Source organism: Arthrobacter sp. R-11, from assembly GCF_049913155.1.
GTDB lineage: Bacteria > Actinomycetota > Actinomycetes > Actinomycetales > Micrococcaceae > Arthrobacter.
The window spans coordinates 388345-404373 of sequence record NZ_CP183979.1 but is presented as its reverse complement, the minus strand read 5'-3'; the positions used below and the strand labels follow the sequence as shown (position 1 = coordinate 404373).

General features: G+C 67.6%; 17 protein-coding genes. 7 read left to right on the top strand and 10 right to left on the bottom strand.

The genetic code is table 11. The features are described 5' to 3' along the window. Nucleotides 1-41: 41 nt before the first annotated feature. Nucleotides 42-1541 (top strand): amino acid permease, encoded by a 1500-nt coding sequence (locus ACN9M4_RS01790; protein WP_426301803.1) that lies wholly within the window; start codon nucleotides 42-44, stop codon nucleotides 1539-1541. Nucleotides 1542-1620: 79 nt separating this feature from the next. Here ACN9M4_RS01790 and ACN9M4_RS01785 read toward each other — a convergent pair whose 3' ends face one another. After that, nucleotides 1621-2373: a 3-hydroxybutyrate dehydrogenase gene (locus ACN9M4_RS01785; protein WP_426301801.1), complete on the bottom strand. Its 753-nt coding sequence runs from the start codon at nucleotides 2371-2373 to the stop codon at nucleotides 1621-1623. Then, on the bottom strand, nucleotides 2370-3755 hold the full coding sequence (locus ACN9M4_RS01780; RefSeq protein WP_426301799.1) for an MFS transporter: 1386 nt from the start codon (nucleotides 3753-3755) through the stop codon (nucleotides 2370-2372). The genes ACN9M4_RS01785 and ACN9M4_RS01780 overlap by 4 nt, the downstream gene beginning before the upstream one ends. A gap of 128 nt (nucleotides 3756-3883) precedes the next feature. Here ACN9M4_RS01780 and ACN9M4_RS01775 point away from each other — a divergent pair, with 128 nt between their 5' ends. Next, the gene (locus ACN9M4_RS01775; RefSeq protein WP_426301797.1) at nucleotides 3884-4777 is read left to right on the top strand and encodes a LysR family transcriptional regulator; all 894 of its coding nucleotides are present in this window, start codon (nucleotides 3884-3886) and stop codon (nucleotides 4775-4777) included. On the opposite strand, the gene ACN9M4_RS01770 is transcribed toward ACN9M4_RS01775, so the two are convergent. Together ACN9M4_RS01770 and ACN9M4_RS01765 are read right to left on the bottom strand one after the other, a co-directional pair. Further along, a complete protein-coding gene (locus ACN9M4_RS01770) occupies nucleotides 4774-5709 on the bottom strand; it encodes a spermidine synthase (RefSeq protein WP_426301795.1) in 936 nt (311 codons plus the stop codon). The two genes, ACN9M4_RS01775 and ACN9M4_RS01770, sit on opposite strands and share 4 nt — an antisense overlap. A 145-nt stretch (nucleotides 5710-5854) precedes the next feature. Next, nucleotides 5855-6928 (bottom strand): AraC family transcriptional regulator, encoded by a 1074-nt coding sequence (locus ACN9M4_RS01765; protein WP_426301793.1) that lies wholly within the window; start codon nucleotides 6926-6928, stop codon nucleotides 5855-5857. 35 nt (nucleotides 6929-6963) lie between these two features. Here ACN9M4_RS01765 and ACN9M4_RS01760 point away from each other — a divergent pair, with 35 nt between their 5' ends. Beyond that, a complete protein-coding gene (locus tag ACN9M4_RS01760) occupies nucleotides 6964-7779 on the top strand; it encodes a methyltransferase domain-containing protein (protein WP_426301791.1) in 816 nt (271 codons plus the stop codon). A gap of 120 nt (nucleotides 7780-7899) precedes the next feature. Here ACN9M4_RS01760 and ACN9M4_RS01755 read toward each other — a convergent pair whose 3' ends face one another. After that, nucleotides 7900-8403, bottom strand: a complete 504-nt coding sequence (locus tag ACN9M4_RS01755; protein WP_426301789.1) for a GNAT family N-acetyltransferase — start codon at nucleotides 8401-8403, stop codon at nucleotides 7900-7902. 2 nt (nucleotides 8404-8405) lie between these two features. After that, nucleotides 8406-9077 carry an O-methyltransferase gene (locus ACN9M4_RS01750; RefSeq protein ID WP_426301787.1) on the bottom strand — a complete coding sequence of 224 codons (672 nt, stop codon included), beginning with the start codon at nucleotides 9075-9077 and terminating at the stop codon, nucleotides 8406-8408. Nucleotides 9078-9142: 65 nt separating this feature from the next. Between ACN9M4_RS01750 and ACN9M4_RS01745 the strand changes: the two genes are divergently transcribed. Next, on the top strand, nucleotides 9143-9673 hold the full coding sequence (locus ACN9M4_RS01745; protein WP_426301785.1) for a YbhB/YbcL family Raf kinase inhibitor-like protein: 531 nt from the start codon (nucleotides 9143-9145) through the stop codon (nucleotides 9671-9673). A gap of 22 nt (nucleotides 9674-9695) precedes the next feature. Here the strand turns inward: ACN9M4_RS01745 and ACN9M4_RS01740 are convergent, their stop codons facing one another. After that, entirely contained in the window at nucleotides 9696-10025 is a 330-nt protein-coding gene (locus ACN9M4_RS01740) for a thiamine-binding protein (protein WP_426301783.1), read from the bottom strand. Between the two features lie 92 nt (nucleotides 10026-10117). Here ACN9M4_RS01740 and ACN9M4_RS01735 point away from each other — a divergent pair, with 92 nt between their 5' ends. Together ACN9M4_RS01735 and katG are read left to right on the top strand one after the other, a co-directional pair. Continuing rightward, nucleotides 10118-10735, top strand: a complete 618-nt coding sequence (locus ACN9M4_RS01735; protein ID WP_426301781.1) for a TetR/AcrR family transcriptional regulator — start codon at nucleotides 10118-10120, stop codon at nucleotides 10733-10735. Nucleotides 10736-10851: 116 nt separating this feature from the next. Further along, on the top strand, nucleotides 10852-13080 hold the full coding sequence (gene katG / locus ACN9M4_RS01730) for a catalase/peroxidase HPI (RefSeq protein WP_426301779.1): 2229 nt from the start codon (nucleotides 10852-10854) through the stop codon (nucleotides 13078-13080). 60 nt (nucleotides 13081-13140) lie between these two features. Here the strand turns inward: katG and ACN9M4_RS01725 are convergent, their stop codons facing one another. After that, nucleotides 13141-13452: an AzlD domain-containing protein gene (locus tag ACN9M4_RS01725; protein WP_426301777.1), complete on the bottom strand. Its 312-nt coding sequence runs from the start codon at nucleotides 13450-13452 to the stop codon at nucleotides 13141-13143. After that, nucleotides 13449-14222, bottom strand: coding sequence for an AzlC family ABC transporter permease (locus ACN9M4_RS01720; protein ID WP_426301775.1), 774 nt, complete (start codon nucleotides 14220-14222; stop codon nucleotides 13449-13451). Before ACN9M4_RS01720 ends, ACN9M4_RS01725 begins: the two co-directional genes overlap by 4 nt. Before the next feature lie 120 nt (nucleotides 14223-14342). Between ACN9M4_RS01720 and ACN9M4_RS01715 the strand changes: the two genes are divergently transcribed. Then, entirely contained in the window at nucleotides 14343-15080 is a 738-nt protein-coding gene (locus tag ACN9M4_RS01715; protein ID WP_426301773.1) for a fumarylacetoacetate hydrolase family protein, read from the top strand. Nucleotides 15081-15175: 95 nt separating this feature from the next. Here ACN9M4_RS01715 and ACN9M4_RS01710 read toward each other — a convergent pair whose 3' ends face one another. Continuing rightward, nucleotides 15176-15970: a helix-turn-helix transcriptional regulator gene (locus tag ACN9M4_RS01710; protein ID WP_426301771.1), complete on the bottom strand. Its 795-nt coding sequence runs from the start codon at nucleotides 15968-15970 to the stop codon at nucleotides 15176-15178. Nucleotides 15971-16029 lie beyond the last annotated feature (59 nt).

Sequence of the window (16029 nt, the reverse complement as noted above, 5' to 3'; positions counted from 1 at the left end):
TGGTTAACGATCCCCCTCCCAATGACGAGAAGGTTATTCGCATGCAACAAGCACCAAGCGCCGCCAGAGCGGCCACCGCCGGTGCGGCGGCCGGCCCCGCGGCGACCGCACTGAACCGCGGCCTCAACGTCCGCCATATCCGCTTCATGGCCCTCGGATCCGCTATCGGCACGGGCCTGTTCTACGGCTCGGCCGCCGCCATCCAGAAGGCCGGCCCCGGCGTGCTCTTCGCATACATGATCGGCGGCGCCGCCGTGTTCATGGTGATGCGTGCCCTCGGTGAGATGGCCGTGCGGCACCCCGTTTCCGGCTCCTTCGGCCAGTATGCCAGCCGCTACCTCGGCCCGCTGGCCGGCTTCGTGACCGGCTGGACCTACGTCTTCGAAATGGCCATAGTGGCAATCGCCGACGTCACAGCGTTCAGCATCTACATGGGCTTCTGGTTCCCGCAGGTTGACCGCTGGATCTGGGTCCTGGCCATCATCCTGTTCCTGGGAGCCATGAACCTGCTCAGCGTCAAGGTGTTCGGCGAACTCGAATTCTGGTTCTCCCTCATCAAGGTCGCCGCCATCATCGCCATGATCGCCGGCGGCGCCGCGATCATCGTGTTCGGCTTCCAGGCCGGCGGCAGCAGCGTGGCTCCGGGCCTCGGGAACCTGGTTGACCACGGCGGCCTGTTCCCCAACGGTTTCGGCGGCGTCCTGGCCGCGTTCGCCGTCGTGATGTTCGCCTTCGGCGGCATCGAGACTATCGGCATCACCGCAGGTGAGGCAGCCAATCCCAAGAAGGTCATCCCGCAGGCCGTCAACACCGTTCCCGTGCGCGTCCTGCTGTTCTACGTCCTCACCCTCGGGGTGCTGATGAGCCTCTTCCCGTGGAACGAGATCGGCAGCAACGGCAGCCCCTTCGTGCAGATCTTCGACGGCCTGGGCATCCCGGCCGCGCCGCACATCCTCAACGCAGTGGTGATCACTGCCGCTCTGTCCGCCATCAACTCGGACATCTTCGGCGCCGGCCGGATCCTCTTCGGCCTCTCCCAGCAGGGCCATGCACCGGCCAGCTTCGGCAAGATCTCCCGGCACGGCGTCCCGTGGATGACCGTGGTGCTGATGGGCGGCATCCTGCTGGTGGGCGTGGTCCTCAACGCAGTGATCCCCGAAGACGTGTTCGTCATCATCGCCTCGATCGCCACCTTCGCCACAGTGTGGGTGTGGGTCATGATCCTGGCGTCGCACGTGGCCATGAAGCGGGAAATCGCCCGGAAGGGCCTGCCGGCATCGGAGTTCCCGTCGCCGCTGTGGCCCGCCGCCTCGGTGCTCACCATCGCCTTCATGGCCCTGGTGATCGTCATCCTGGGCGTCTTCGAGGACACCCGCGTTGCGCTCTACGTAGGCGCAGCCTGGCTCGCCCTGCTGGTGGCGGCCTACCGGCTCTGGGTCCGCGGTGGCGGACGCCAGCGCGCCGAACTGGTCGACGAGACCGCCGCGATCCCCGTGGTGAAGGAAGGCGCTGCCGTCAAGGAAAACTCAATACGCTCCTAGCCTGGGCCATCCACTGCTCCGTAACTGCCGTTTTGAGCGCTCAAAACGGCAGTTACGGAGCAATCGACGGGGATACGCCTCACCGCGCGGACCAGCCGCCGTCCATGGTGTAGCTGGCCCCGGTGACCATGCCGGCGTCGCCGGAGGCCAGCCAAGCGGCCAGCGACGCAACTTCCGCCGGTTCCACGAGCCGTTTCACGGCGGCCTCGGTGAGCATCACCTTGGCGAGGACCTCCGATTCCGGGATGCCGTGCAGCAGTGCCTGGTCCGCGAGCTGCTTCTCCACCAGCGGCGTGCGGACGTAGCCGGGATTGATGCAGTTGGACGTCACGCCGTGCGCACCGCCCTCAAGCGCCGTCACCTTGCTGAGCCCCTCCAGCCCGTGCTTGGCCGAGACGTAGGCACTCTTATACGCCGACGCCCGCAGCCCATGCACCGAGGAGAGGTTGATGATCCGGCCGAAGCCCTGGGCGTACATGTGCGGCAGGGCGGCCCGGATCAGCAGGAAGGGTGCTTCGAGCATGAGTGCCAGGATCCGCCGGAACTCTGCGGGCTCGAACTCCTCGATGGGCGCCACCTTCTGGATCCCGGCGTTGTTGACCAGGATGTCGCAGTCGAGGCTGAGCCCGGCCAGTGCCTCCGTGTCCAGCAGGTCCACGGCCCAGGCGGTGCCGCCGAGCTCATCGGCGAGCGCTTCCGCAGCGCCGGCGTCGACATCCGCCACCACCACCTTGGCGCCGCGGGCCGCGAACTCACGGGCGCACGCAGCCCCGATGCCGCCGGCCCCGCCGGTGACCAGTGCCTTCCGCCCGCTGAGCGGCCCCGCGCTCACGCCTCCGCCCCCTTGCCGGCGGGCAGCCCGTGCAGGCGGGCGTCGGCGTCGTCGATGTCCTCCAGGGCGGCGCCGCGGGTCTCGCGCAAGGTGAGGACGACGACGGCGGTCACCGCGCAGGCGAGCAGCAGGTAGAGCGCTGTGGGCAGCCAGGAGCCGGTGTCCTTGAGCCATTGGGTCGCCAGCAGCGGGGCCAAGGAGCCCGCGAAGATCGACGTGACCTGCGAGCCGAGGGAGACGCCGGAGTAGCGCATCCGCGTGGGGAACAGCTCGGACATGATGGCCGGCTGGCCTGCGTACATGAAGGCGTGCAAGCACAGGCCCAGGGTCACGGCCAGCACGATCACCACGGGATTCAGGGTGTCGAACATCGGGAAGGCGAAGAACGGCCAGGCCGCCCCGGCCACCGCGCCCGTCAGGTACACGGGCTTGCGGCCCCAGGCATCGGCCAGCCGGCCCACCTGCGGGATGACCACGAAATGCACCACGTGGGCAATCAGCAGGGCGAGCAGCAGCGAAGAAGTGTCGTACTTGTGCACGCTCTTGAGGTAGACGATCGAGAAGCTCACCACGAGGTAGTACATGATGTTCTCCGCGAAGCGCAGTCCCATGGCCTGCAGGATCCCCTTGGGGTACTTGCGCAGCACTTCGCCGACGCCGTAGCTGACGGCCTGCTCCTTCTCCACCTGTGCTTTGGCCTCCAGGAAGATGGGGGCTTCCGTGACGTGGGTGCGGATGTAGTAGCCCACGAACACGATCACCGCGGAGAGCCAGAAGGCCACGCGCCAGCCCCAGCCGAGGAAGTCGGCGCTGCTGAGCGTCTTGGACATCACGAACAGCACCAGGGTGGCCAGCAGGTTCCCCACCGGCACGGCTGCCTGCGGCCAGCTCGACCAGAACGCCCGCGATTCGTTGGGGCTGTGTTCGGCCACCAGCAACACGGCCCCGCCCCATTCACCGCCGAGCGCGAAGCCCTGGATGAAGCGCAGCGCCACCAGCAGCGCGGGCGCCAGGTAGCCCAGTTCCGCGAAGCCCGGGAGGCAGCCCATGAGGAAGGTGGAGACGCCCACGATCACGATGGTGAGCTGGAGCGTCGGTTTGCGTCCGAGCCTGTCGCCGATCTGGCCGAAGACGATCCCGCCCAGGGGCCGGGCCACGAAGCCCACGGCATAGGTCAGGAAGGCCTGGATGACGCCGTCCAGCTCATTGCCCGTGCTGGGGAAGAAATACTTGCCGAAAACCAGGGTGGCAGCGGTGGCGTAGAGGAAGAATTCGTACCACTCCACCACTGTGCCCACCATGGAGGCGGCCACGATCTTCCGCAGGCCCTTGCCTTTCGCCGTTTGGCCCGTCTCTGCCAGGGAGCGCTGCTCTACGCCCATGTCCAGCTCCTTTGTGTCCTCGTTGACACGTGCTGTGATCCACAACACGAATGACCTGTTGAGTCTTGCTGCACATTCCTCGCAACTCAATGGCCAAATCAGCACCGCAGATGTGCAGAATTGCAGATATGAATCCGAATCCGGACGATCTGCTCGTCCTCCTGGCCGTGTCGCGCACCGGCAAATTCACGACGGCGGCCCAGGACCTGGGACTGAACCACACCACCGTCTCGCGCAGGATCGCCGCACTGGAGAAAGCGCTCGGCGGCCGGACCCTCGCCCGCGCCGCCGGCGGCTGGGAGCTCACCGAACTCGGTGCCGAAGCGGTTGCAGTTGCGGAGCGGATCGAGGCCGCGGTGGGAACGCTGGAAGCGGAGGACCGGGCGCCGGACCCGATTGCCGGCGTCGTGCGCATGACCGCGACCGACGGCTTCAGCGCGTACATCGCGGCACCTGCCATCGCCCGGCTGCGGAAGCAGCACCCGGGCCTGAGCGTGGAGATCATCACCGTGACGCGCAGGGCCCTGCAGCAGCGCTCCGGCCTGGACCTGGAGGTGGTGGTGGGCGAGCCGCAGGTGCACCGGGCGGAGTCGGTGCGGCTGGGGCAGTACATGCTGGGCATGTACGCGTCACGGGAGTACCTGGCGGCGCACGGCACCCCACGCACGGTGGAGGAACTGGTCAAGCACCCGTTGGTGTACTTCGTGGATTCGATGCTGCAGGTGGATGACCTTGATACCCCGCGGAGGCTGGTCCCCTCCATGCGGGACGGCGTGTCGTCCACGAATGTGTTCGTGCACGTGGAGGCCACGCGGGCCGGCGCCGGCATCGGCTTCCTGCCGTGCTTCATGGCGGGGCGGCACGCTGACCTGGTGCGGCTGCTTCCCGCCGACTTCGCCGAGCTGCTCCCCTATTGGCTGGTGCTCCGCCCGGACTCGATGCGCCGCCCGGCGGTTGCCGCCGTCGTACGGGCCCTTCAGGAGGAGACGGCGGCCCGGCGGGACGTGCTGTTGGGCGGCTAGTCGCCTTGCTCTGTGGGCGCGGGCGGATCGTGGCGGATCTCGGCGCCACGGGCAAAGGAGCGGACTTGGGCGTCGTCCCAGATATGCGCCGGGACGGCACCGCCGAGGAGCTTGCGGGCCAGCTTCGGGTCGTCGCCGAACGGTGTGTCGCTGCCGGCCATGATCATATTGCCGTAGCGGCGGCCCTTCAGCATGGCGGGGTCGGCGATGATCAGTGTGTGCGCGAAGGTGTCAGCGATGGTGGCGGCGTCCTGGCGGGCGTTCCTGAGGTCCGGGCTGTCGCCGGAGTTCGCCACGTAGAGCCCGCCCGGCGCCAGGACGTTGCGGGCGTGCACGTTGAATTCGCGGGTGGTGAGGGCGCGCGGAGTGAACGCCCCGGCGAACACGTCGCGGATGATCAGGTCCCGGCTCTGCGGCGTGAGGGTTTCAGTGACGGCACGGGCCTCGCCCACCCGGATTCGGAGCAGCGGCGCCTTCGGCAGCTCGAACCAGGCGCGCACGTAGTCGGCCAGTTTTCCGTCCAGCTCCACCACCACCTGGCGGGCTTCCGGGTAGGCGGCGTGGACATACCGCGCCACCGAACACGCCCCGCCGCCCAGGTGCAGGGCGCGCAGCTTGGGCCGGTCCTCCGGGGGCCACACGGATTCCACCAGCGCGGCGATCCAGCGCATGTATTCGAAGTCCAGGAAGAGCGGATCCGCGAGGTCGATGTGCGAGCTCATCACGCCGTTGATCTTCAGGAGCCAGCCGTTGGAGTTGTCAGGATCGGCCACCAATTCGCAGTCCCCGGTGTCGATGTAATAGACGCCCTCCACTGGGCCCTTCGGCCGGGCGCCCTCGGGCAATTCGACGACGCCGCTCCCCCGCCTGGCGCTGCTTGCCTGCCGGGCTGGGCTGCTTCCCTGCCGGGCTGACCGACCGCGCCGTGCCATCAGCAGGGTCCTTGGTGAGTCATGGTTCTAAGACTAGTCCCCGCCGCCGACCCAAGCTCGCCGCGCTCGCCCAGAGAACCCTGGGGGCGCCAGCCATAACCCCAATCCGCCCCGAAGACCGCGACGTCGTCGTGCTGCCTTGTCCCTAACCGGCCGGGTCCGAGCGTGCTGTCCGCCACACACTCGGCGACTGTCCATTGGCTTGCTTGAACGCGCGGCTGAACGCTTCCTCGGACTCGTACTCGATGCGCCTCGCGATCGCGGCGACGGTCATTTCCGTGGTGGCGAGCAGGTCCTGAGCGACGCGCATGCGCCACTCGTTTACGTAACGGATCGGAGACAGGCCTAGTACCTCGCGGAAGCGAGCGTCGAGCGATGACCGCGACACCGCCGTCGTCCTGGCGAGGTCCTCGACGGTCCACCTGCGTCCCGGTTGCCCGTGGATAGCCTTCATCGCGGGGGCGAGCACCGGATCACGTACGGCCGCGAGCCAGCCCCGGTCAGCCCCGGGCGCGGTTGACAGATACAGTCGCAACACCTCAATGATCAGCATCTCCGGCAGCTTCGTCCGGCGAATTCCCCCGCCACCGGGAGCTTGCTCAAGGGCGTAGGAGATACTGGCCTCGAACCACGACCGCGCAGGACCGTCCGTTGCGGGTACGACGAAGGCGGACGGAAAAGCCCTCAGGTCAGGGGCGAACAGTGGGTCCTCGGAGTACAGGCACCCGCAGACGATATCCGTCTGGGAGCCGCCCCCTCCGTAACGGAGCGTCGGCATCCCGTTCCATGGCGGCGGGGGAACGACGGTCATGGCCGACGTCGGCTCGACCGGTTCCTCGCCACCGACAACGAACTGGTCGCCGTACGGGAGCACGATCACCTCGCCGGCGCTGGCCCAGATGCGCTCGCCTCCCTTGGCCGAGACCCAACAGCGCCCCGATGCCACGACGTGGAACAGAACCAGGCGCTCGGCGCCTGGATGCATCATCGCGGCGAATGCGGGGCCGCCCAGATCGGACAGCGCCCACCGTTCGGTGAACTCGCAGCGCATGAAGATGGCGCCCTCGAGGCGGATGCGCTCGAGAGCATCGTTCAGCGACTCGACGGGAGCGCCGGCTCCCTCGTTCATCTCCCGACCAACCTTGGCGTCTTCATCAGGTCTTTCGGTTTCACCGTCATGGCCAGCAGCGGAGCCAGCCACCACGATTAATCGTGTCATCGGTCGCTGGAAAACGCCATCGGAGGTGTGTTGAGATGACCAGCACTATTACGGAATTGTGGAAGCAGCACGGCGGAAACCCCGTCGAGAACTACGACCGGTTCTTCGTCCCAACGATCGGAACCGCCTGGGCCACTGCCCTGCTCGACGAGGCCGATCTGCGCCCCGGTGAGCGGGTGCTCGACATCGCATGCGGCACCGGCGTCGTGGCCTGCCGCGCCGCCGAACAGGTCGGGCCGAGCGGATCTGTGGCCGGCCTCGACCTCAGCCCAGGCATGCTCGAGATCGCGCGCGCGAAGAGTTCCGAGATCGAGTGGCACGAGGGGGACGCTGCGGCGTTGCCGCTGCCCGATGGTGCCTTCGACGTCGTCGTCAGTTCGCTCGGGGTGCAGTTCGTCGAGGACAAACAGTCGGCTCTTCGCGAGATGCGCCGCGTCCTTGCGCCCGGTGGGCGTGTCGCCATTGCAACGGGCGGGCCGACTCCGCCGCTGTTCGCGATCCTCGAGCAGGCGCTCGCGCGGCACGTGTCACCCGAAGTGGCGGGGTTCATGCGCGCGGTGTTCTCGCTCTACGACCCGGAGCAGATCCGAACGCTGGCGACGGACGCCGGGTTCGACGACATCGACGTCCGGTCGAAGGGGTTGACGGTTACCCTGCCCGCCCCGGCGGAGTTTCTCTGGCAGTACGTCCACAGCACCCCCCTCGTAGCCGCGATCGCGCCGCTCGACGACGCGCGACTGGCCGCGCTGGAGCATGACGTCGTGGCCGGATGGCAGTCGTTCGTGAGAGGCGGGGGTTTGGTCTTCGAGGGGAACGCCGTGCTCACGACGGCGAGGCGGAGCAACGGATAGTCCTCCCTTTCAGCGCCCGATCAGCAGCGCACAGCACGTTCAGACGGGCAAGGTTCTCACAGGCCGATGTCGATGCAGCCGAGACGATCGCGGTCCCGTCAAACCGCAACCCCAGGCTTTTCACCCTCCGACGGCGGGACGCACCATGCGGATCTCCGGCAGTTCCTCCCACTCGGCCGGGAGGAGCTCGCGCTTGCCGTCGGGCGCGAAGCCGTTGCGGCGGTAGAAGGCCTGGGCACGGGGATTGTCTTCTAGGACCCAGAGGTACGCCGCCTCCTTGCCGATCACGGCATCCAGCAATGCCTGCCCCACGCCTGTTCCGTGGACGCGCTGCAGGGCGTAGATCAGCTGCAGTTCGAGCCCGCACGGCGCATCTTCGTCACGGGAGGGCGCGGCAAAGGCCATGCCCACCAACTCGCCGCCGGCGTCGTGGGCGAGCACCGGCTGATAGCTTCCGGCCAGCGCTTCCCTGTGGCGTTCGATCCGCTCGTCCATGGCTGCCTCGCGCGTCTCAAAGAACTCTGCCGGCAGCAGGTGCCCATAACTTTCCCGCCATGCCGCCAGGTGCAGGCGCGGGACGGTTTCGGCGTCATCGGGTGTGGCTGTCCGCAGGGTAAACGCCACTTTCACACCACCCTTGCGATCGCGAAGCCGTCCCAACCCTTGGTCCCCACGGTCTGGATGGCGGTGGCGTCGAGCCGCGGGTCCTGGCCCATCATCTCCAGGGCAGCCGTGATTCCGGGGGCGTTGATTTCGTCCATGGAGTTGTCCAGGATGGCGCCCTCCCAGATGACGTTGTCCATGACAATCACGGTGCCGGGCCTGCCGAGCCGGATGGCCCAATCTAGGTAATTCGAATCGTTCTGCTTGTCGGCGTCGATGAAGACGAAGTCGAACGCATCCCCGCCTGCCAGCAGCGGCAAGGTGTCCAGTGCCGGCCCCACCCGGATGTCCACCTTGTGCCCGACCCCGGCGGCGTCCACGTTTTTCCGGGCCACCTCGGCATGCAGGGGCAGGTATTCGCAGGTGACGAGCTGGCCGTCGTCGGGAAGTCCTTGGGCCATCCAGATCGTGCTGAAGCCGGCCAGCGTGCCGATCTCCAGCACCCGCCGCGCGCCGCTCAGCTGCACCAGCAGCTTGAGCAGCTTCCCGGCGTTGGGAGCCACCTCGATGGCCGGCATGCCGGCGTCGACCGCGGAACGCAGCGCCCGGGACAGCTCGGGGCCGGGATGCACGACGGCGGTGGACAAGTATTCTTCGACCTCTGCCCAGCCGTGCTGGATCCTGTGTTCGAACATGGCCCCCAGTCTGGCACCCGGGCCGCGGGCTGGGAAGGCCGCCGACATGGTGGAAGAGTAGATCCATGGGAAGTCCACTGCCATACAAGACCCCAAGATCCCTGCCCGCTTTCACGGTGGAGTCCGGATCCTTCAAGGACGGCCAGGCGCTGCCGCCGGCCCAGACCAGCGCCCGCCTGGGTGTATCGGGCGGCAAGGACGAGTCGCCCGGGTTGGCCTGGAGCGGTGCCCCCGAGGAAACCAAGGGCTATGCCGTCACCGTTTTCGACCCCGACGCGCGTTTAGGGTACTGGCACTGGGCCGTCGTCGGGATTCCCGCCACGGCGGCCTCCCTGCCGGCGGGCGCCGGCACTGCGGACGGCTGGCTGCTTCCCGCCGGTGCCTTCCAGTTGAAGAACGACGGCGGCACCGCCGACTACCTGGGAGCCGCACCGCCCAGGGGGTCCGGACAACACCGCTACGTCGCCGCTGTCCATGCCCTCGACGTGGCGGACCTTGGCCTCAAGGCCGGCACGCCGTCGTCGGCGCTCGGGCCGCTGCTGGACCGCCACACCTTGGCGCGCGCCACGATCACCGGCGTATTCGAGCGGCACTGAACCCACTCGGAAAAAGGCGTGCTCAGGAATCCTGGGCGGAGATGGCGTCCTCGAGCCGCTCGACCTTCCCGGTGAGTTCTCCCGAGTAGCCTGGCCGGATGTCGGCCTTGATGACCAGCGACACCCGGCTGCCGTACTTGCCCACGGCCTCGGTGGCCCGCCTGACGACGTCGAACACTTCGTCCCATTCGCCCTCGATGGTGGTGAACATGGAGTCGGTGCGGTTTGGCAGGCCAGAGTCCCGGACGATCTTCACGGCCTCGGCAACGGCGTCGTGCACGGAGCCGTCGGCCGCGGCAGAGGCTCCTTCGGCGGGCTGGCCGGACGGGGCCACGGAAAATGCGAGCAACATGGGCCAAGTCTTTCATGGCATGCCATGTCACAAAAAGTGTCCGCCGCATCAGATCGGATGTTCACGGCGCCCGCGTTGCTAATCTGGGCAGCATGAGCCTGCCCCCAGAACGCAAGCCGCTTCGGGCCGATGCCGCCCGGAACGTGGACAAGATCATCACCGCGGCGAGGCAATGTTTCCGCGAACTGGGACCGGACGTTCCCTTGCAGACCATCGCTTCCACCGCCGGCGTCGGCCCGGCCACCCTCTTCAGGAACTTCGCCGACAAACAGCAGCTCGTCCTCGCCGCCTTGTCCCGCCAATTGAGGCTGCATGTGGATCCGGTGGCCGAGGAGGCCCTGGCCGGAATGGACGCCGCACAAGGGCTCATCAAGGTGATCGACGCCGTCGTGATGGTTGCGAGCGAGGACGCCAACCTGCTGGGTGCGGTCGCCGGGAGGCGCAACCTGCTGATGGGGATCACAGGCGGGCTGGTCGATTCCATGGCGGTCCTGCTGGCGCGAGGCCAGGGGCAGGGCTCGCTGCGCAAGGACATCACCATCGAAGACATGATCCGGCTGGTGGCCATGCTGATCGGCTCCGTGGACACCATGGAACCCGGCTCGAAGGCCTGGGAACGGCCGGTGGCGCTTGTGGAAGACGCGATCCGCACCGAGCGCCCCGACCGGCCGCTGCCGCCGCAGACCCCCATCCCGGGCGTCTTCCTCTAGGCCGCAAACGCAGCTCCTTCGTAGGGGTTCAGCTCGCCGCCCGTTGGTGCTCAAATGGGAGGGTTAGACCGGCTGCCCGAGTCCGACCACGGCCTCGGCCATTTGGAAGGAAGCACATGTCTGATCCCCAGGAAGCCGCCGCGGACAGCGTGACATCGCACGGCAGCGAGAGCGAGAACCCCGCGATCCCTTCGCCGCAGCCGAAGCGGCACAGGCCCCGGACGAATGCCGACTGGTGGCCGAACCAGCTCGACCTCTCGGTGCTCCACACCCACCACCCCGCCGGGAATCCGCTCGGGTCAGGATTCAGTTACGCGGATGAGTTCCGGAACCTCGATGTCGAGGCTCTCAAGCAGGACATCGTCGACGTGCTGACGACCTCGCAGGACTGGTGGCCCGCGGACTTCGGCCACTACGGCGGGCTAATGATCCGGTTGAGCTGGCACGCGGCCGGCACCTACCGTGTCAGCGACGGCCGCGGCGGCGCCGGCGACGGCAGCCAGCGGTTCGCGCCGCTCAACAGCTGGCCCGACAACGCCAACCTCGACAAGGCCCGGCGGCTGCTGTGGCCCGTGAAGCAAAAGTACGGCCAGAAGATCTCCTGGGCGGACCTGCTGGTCCTCGCCGGCAATGTGGCGCTCGAGTCCATGGGCTTCAAGACCTTCGGATTCGCCTTCGGCCGCGAGGACGTGTGGGAGCCCGAGGAGATCTTCTGGGGACCTGAAGACACGTGGCTGGGCGACGAGCGCTACATCGGCGAGGGCAAGATGGCGCCCAACGTCGGCGCCACCGAGATGGGCCTGATCTACGTCAACCCAGAGGGCCCCATGGGCAATCCCGACCCCGCCGCGGCCGCCGCGTTCATCCGGGAGACGTTCAGGCGCATGGCGATGAATGACGAGGAGACGGTCGCCCTGATCGCCGGCGGGCACACCTTCGGGAAGACCCATGGCGCGGGCGATGCCGACGAGCACGTCGGCCCGGAGCCGGAGGCTGCCGCCTTGGAGAACCAGGGCCTGGGATGGCTCAGCAGCTACGGTTCCGGCAAGGCAGGCGACACCATCACCTCGGGGCTGGAGGTGACCTGGACGGACCGGCCAACCCAGTGGAGCAACCGCTTCTTCGAAATCCTCTTCGGGCACGAGTGGGAACTCACGAAGAGTCCGGCCGGCGCCAATCAGTGGGTCGCGAAGGACGCCGAAGAGATCATCCCGGACGCACACGACCCGCAGCGGAAGCACCGGCCCACGATGCTCACCACGGACCTCTCGCTCCGCGTCGACCCGATTTACGAGCAAATCTCCCGGCGCTTCATGGAAAACCCCGACGAGTTCGCGCTGGCCTTCGCCAAGGCCTGGTACAAGCTGCTGCACCGCGACTTGGGGCCGGTGGGACCGCACCTGCTCGGCCCGTGGGTTCCCGAACCGCAGCTGTGGCAGGACCCGATCCCGGCGGTCGAGCACGAACTGATCGACAAACAGGACGCCGCCACCCTCAAGGCCCGGCTCCTGGACTCGGGACTCTCCGTCCAGGAGCTCGTCAACACGGCATGGGCAGCCGCGTCCACGTACCGCAAGACCGACAGGCGGGGCGGGGCCAACGGGGCCCGCATCCGGCTGGAGCCCCAGCGCAGCTGGGAGATCAACCAGGCAGGACAGCTCGAAGCCACCCTGCAGGCGATCGAGTCGGTGCAACAGGAATTCAATGCCGCAATGAACGGGGGCAAGAAGGTATCGCTGGCCGACCTCATAGTGCTGGGCGGCTGCGCGGCGGTGGAGAAAGCCGCCAGGGACGCCGGCGTCGAGGTGACCGTGCCGTTCGCCCCGGGCAGGGCCGACGCGTCCCAGGACCAGACCGACGTCGAATCCTTCCAGTACCTCACCCCCCGGGCCGACGGGTTCCGAAACTACGTGCGTCCCGGCGAGGAACTGCAACCGGAAACCCTGCTGGTCGACAAGGCGTACCTGCTCGACCTCTCCGCGCCGGAGATGACGGTGCTTGTGGGAGGCATGCGGGCCCTCGGCGCCAACCTCGGCGGTTCGCCGCACGGTGTCCTGACCGGGCGGCCCGGGCTCCTGACGAACGACTTCTTCGTCAACCTGCTCTCGCCGGGCACCCAGTGGAAAGCCTCGGAATCAGAGGAGAGCGTCTTCGAGATCCGGGATGTCTCCACCGGCGAGACGAGATGGACAGCCACCGCCGTCGACCTGATCTTCGGCTCCAACTCCCAGCTCCGGGCGCTGGCCGAGGTCTATGCCAGCAGCGATGCGCGGGAGAAGTTCGTCCGCGACTTTGTGGCGGCCTGGGTGAAAGTCATGGAACTGGACCGCTTCGACCTCCGCTGAGAGGCGCTCTTCCGGGCCCGGCCGCGGAAGCGGCCGGCCCGCTCAGCCCCGGCCGGACTCTCAGCCCCAGCCGAGCAGCCGCAGCCCCGCTGCCGCCGCGGCACCGGCAATGACCACCACCAGGAATGGCGCCCGGAGCCACAGCGCGACGGCGGCCGCGACGAGTGCGCCGACCCGGGCATCGAAGGCAAGGGACTGCCCCGCGGCAAAGGCGTTGACCACCGTCAGGGAGGCCAGCAGCCCGATGGTCATGGTGCCCGCGATGTGCATGGTGCGCGGGTTCTTCAGCAGGCTCCGCGGCACGAAATAGCCGGCCAGTTTTGTGGCATACGCCAGGACGCAGGCAGCAAGGATCCAGGGCCAGAGGTTCATTCCGCTCCCTCCCCGTGACCGCCTCGGCGGGAGTCGCCGCGGCCGGAGTCGCCGCGGCCGTGCGCATAGGGGTCGATGTCGGGCTCCAGTCCCTCCTCGCTGCGGGCGTGGCTGAGCCAGCCGAAGACCCCGGCCACCGCTGCCGCCACCAGGATGGGGACGCCGGGCGGCACGAACGGGACCGCCAGGAGCGTCGCCACGGCGCAGACGACGGCGATCGCCCACGGCTCGCGGCCCTTCAGCCGGGGCCAGAGCAAGGCGAGGAAGGCGGCGACAGCAGCGCCGTCGAGCCCCCATTGCTTCGGGTCGCCCAGCGCGTTCCCGGCGAGCGCTCCGACGGCCGTGAACAGGTTCCACAGGACGTAGATGCCGATTCCGGCGGTCCAGAATCCGCGGCGCTGCTCGTCCGGTTCGGACTGGCCCGACGCCGTTGCCGTGGTTTCGTCGATGCTCAGCTGGGCCTGGAGGTACTTGAGCTTGCCTTTGGGCAGCAGCAGCGCGTTCATCTGCATGCCGTAGATGCCATTCCGCAGGCCGAGCAGGGCCGCCGCCGTCATGGCCGCGACGCCGGAACCGCCGCCGGCCACTACGCCAATGAAGGCGAACTGCGAACCACCGCTGAACATAATCAGGCTCAGCGCCATGGTCTGCCAGAAGTCGAAGCCGGACGCCACCGAGAGGGCGCCGAAGGAAATCCCATAGAGCCCCGTGGCGATGCTGATGGATAGGCCGACCTTCACGGCCGGGGATTCGAGCAACTTCGGGGGCATGCCTTCATGCAACCACAGCCCCGCCCGGCGCCCTAACTCCAAGCCTCACGCTCGGTTCAGCATATTGAACTGAGTTCAGCATAGTGTTAGCGTTGCTGGACAATTCCAAGGAGGAACCGCATGCGCATCGCCCGTCTCCAGACCCCTTCCGGCCCCGCCCACGCCGTTTTGCGCGGGGAACGCTGGGAGCACATCGAGGACGTCTTTGCGGACGAGCTTGCCCCTACCGGCGCCTCCACCTCCGCCGACGACGCCGAACTCCTCGCCCCCGTCCGGCCGGCCGTGCTCTTGGGCATCGCCCAGAACCTCGGCAACAACAGCCACCCGCTCCCCATCCAGGCGTGGCACAAATCCGTGCACACGGTCGCAGCACCGGGCGCCGATATCGTGGCGGTGCGCGGGGCGGGCACCGTGAACATCGAAGGCGAACTGGCCGCCGTCATTGGCAAACGGGCGGAGAACCTCACGCTGGAGAACGCCCTGGAACACGTGCTGGGCTACACGGTGGTCAACGACGTCACCAATGTGGAGCAGAACCAGACAGACGAGAAGATGTTCCAAGGCAAGGCCGGCACCAACTACACCCCGCTGGGTCCGTGGATCGAAACCGAACTCGAGGACCCGGAGAACGTGGCCACCACGGTGACCGTCAACGGCGAGACCAAGGCGAAGTCCGGTTCCTTCAACCTTTCCTCCTCGGTGGCCGCATGCCTGGTGTACGTCACCCGCTGGCTCACACTGGAACCGGGTGACGTCATCATGACCGGCGCGCCCAACACCTTCGTGGCCGTGCAGCCCGGGGACCACGTGGAAATCACGCTGGACGGGATCGGAACGCTCGCCAACACAGTGGTTTGACCCAACTAGCTCGCATTAGTTGTCGTTTTGAGGGCTCAGAACGACAACAATTGCGAGCTAGTTGGGCGACGCCGGGTCAGTTGGGCGAAGCCAGGTCAGTTGGGCGAAGCCGGCGTGTAGACGATCAGCTTGAGCGACGGGGCGTCGGCGAGGGTCAACTGGTGGTGCTCGTAGACCCCGGTGCCGCCGCCGGGACGGTTGAAGGACCGGGTGCGGGGCGTGAAGCCGCGGATCCCGTGGGCCTCCCATTGGGCCCGGAACTCGGGGCTGGCCTGCAGCAGCCCGGCCACCAGGCTGGCTTTCCGGGCGTCCTGGATGCGGGATCCCGTCTCGGCCCGGAACTCGGCCAGGAACTGGGCGCTGGTCTGTTCCCAGTCGGGCAGGAGCGCCCGGACCGCCGGGTCCGTGAAGACGAGCTTCAACAGGTTCCGCTCCGGGCCGGAGACCTCCAGCACCCTGGGGAACAAGGCACTGTATGCCTGGTTCCACGCCACGATGTCCCAATTGCCTTCCAGGGCCAGCGCCGGGTTGGGATCGATGGCATCGAGGAGCCGCTGCACGTGCTCGGTGGTCTCTGCGGTGCCCGGGCCGGGAGCCGGCACCGCATAGCCGAAGGGCGTGAACAGGTACCGCTCCCCCGCTGCATCCAGGCGCAGCACGGTGGCCAGCGAGGCCAGAACCTCGCGGGAGGGATTGACCTTGCGGCCCTGCTCCAGCCAGGTGTACCAGGTGACCGAAATGGCGGCCAGGAACGCCACCTCCTCGCGCCGCAGTCCTACGTCCTTGCCCCGGGCCGCCTGCGGAAGCCCGTAGGCGCTGCGCACCGCCTGGCGACGACGCGCGGTCAGGAAGCTTCCGAGTTCCTTGCGCCACGCTTCGGTTTCCGCCACATCTGCCTCCTCTCGCCCGCATTGCTCAAGAAGCAACTCTAGTACTGCCACTACCAGTA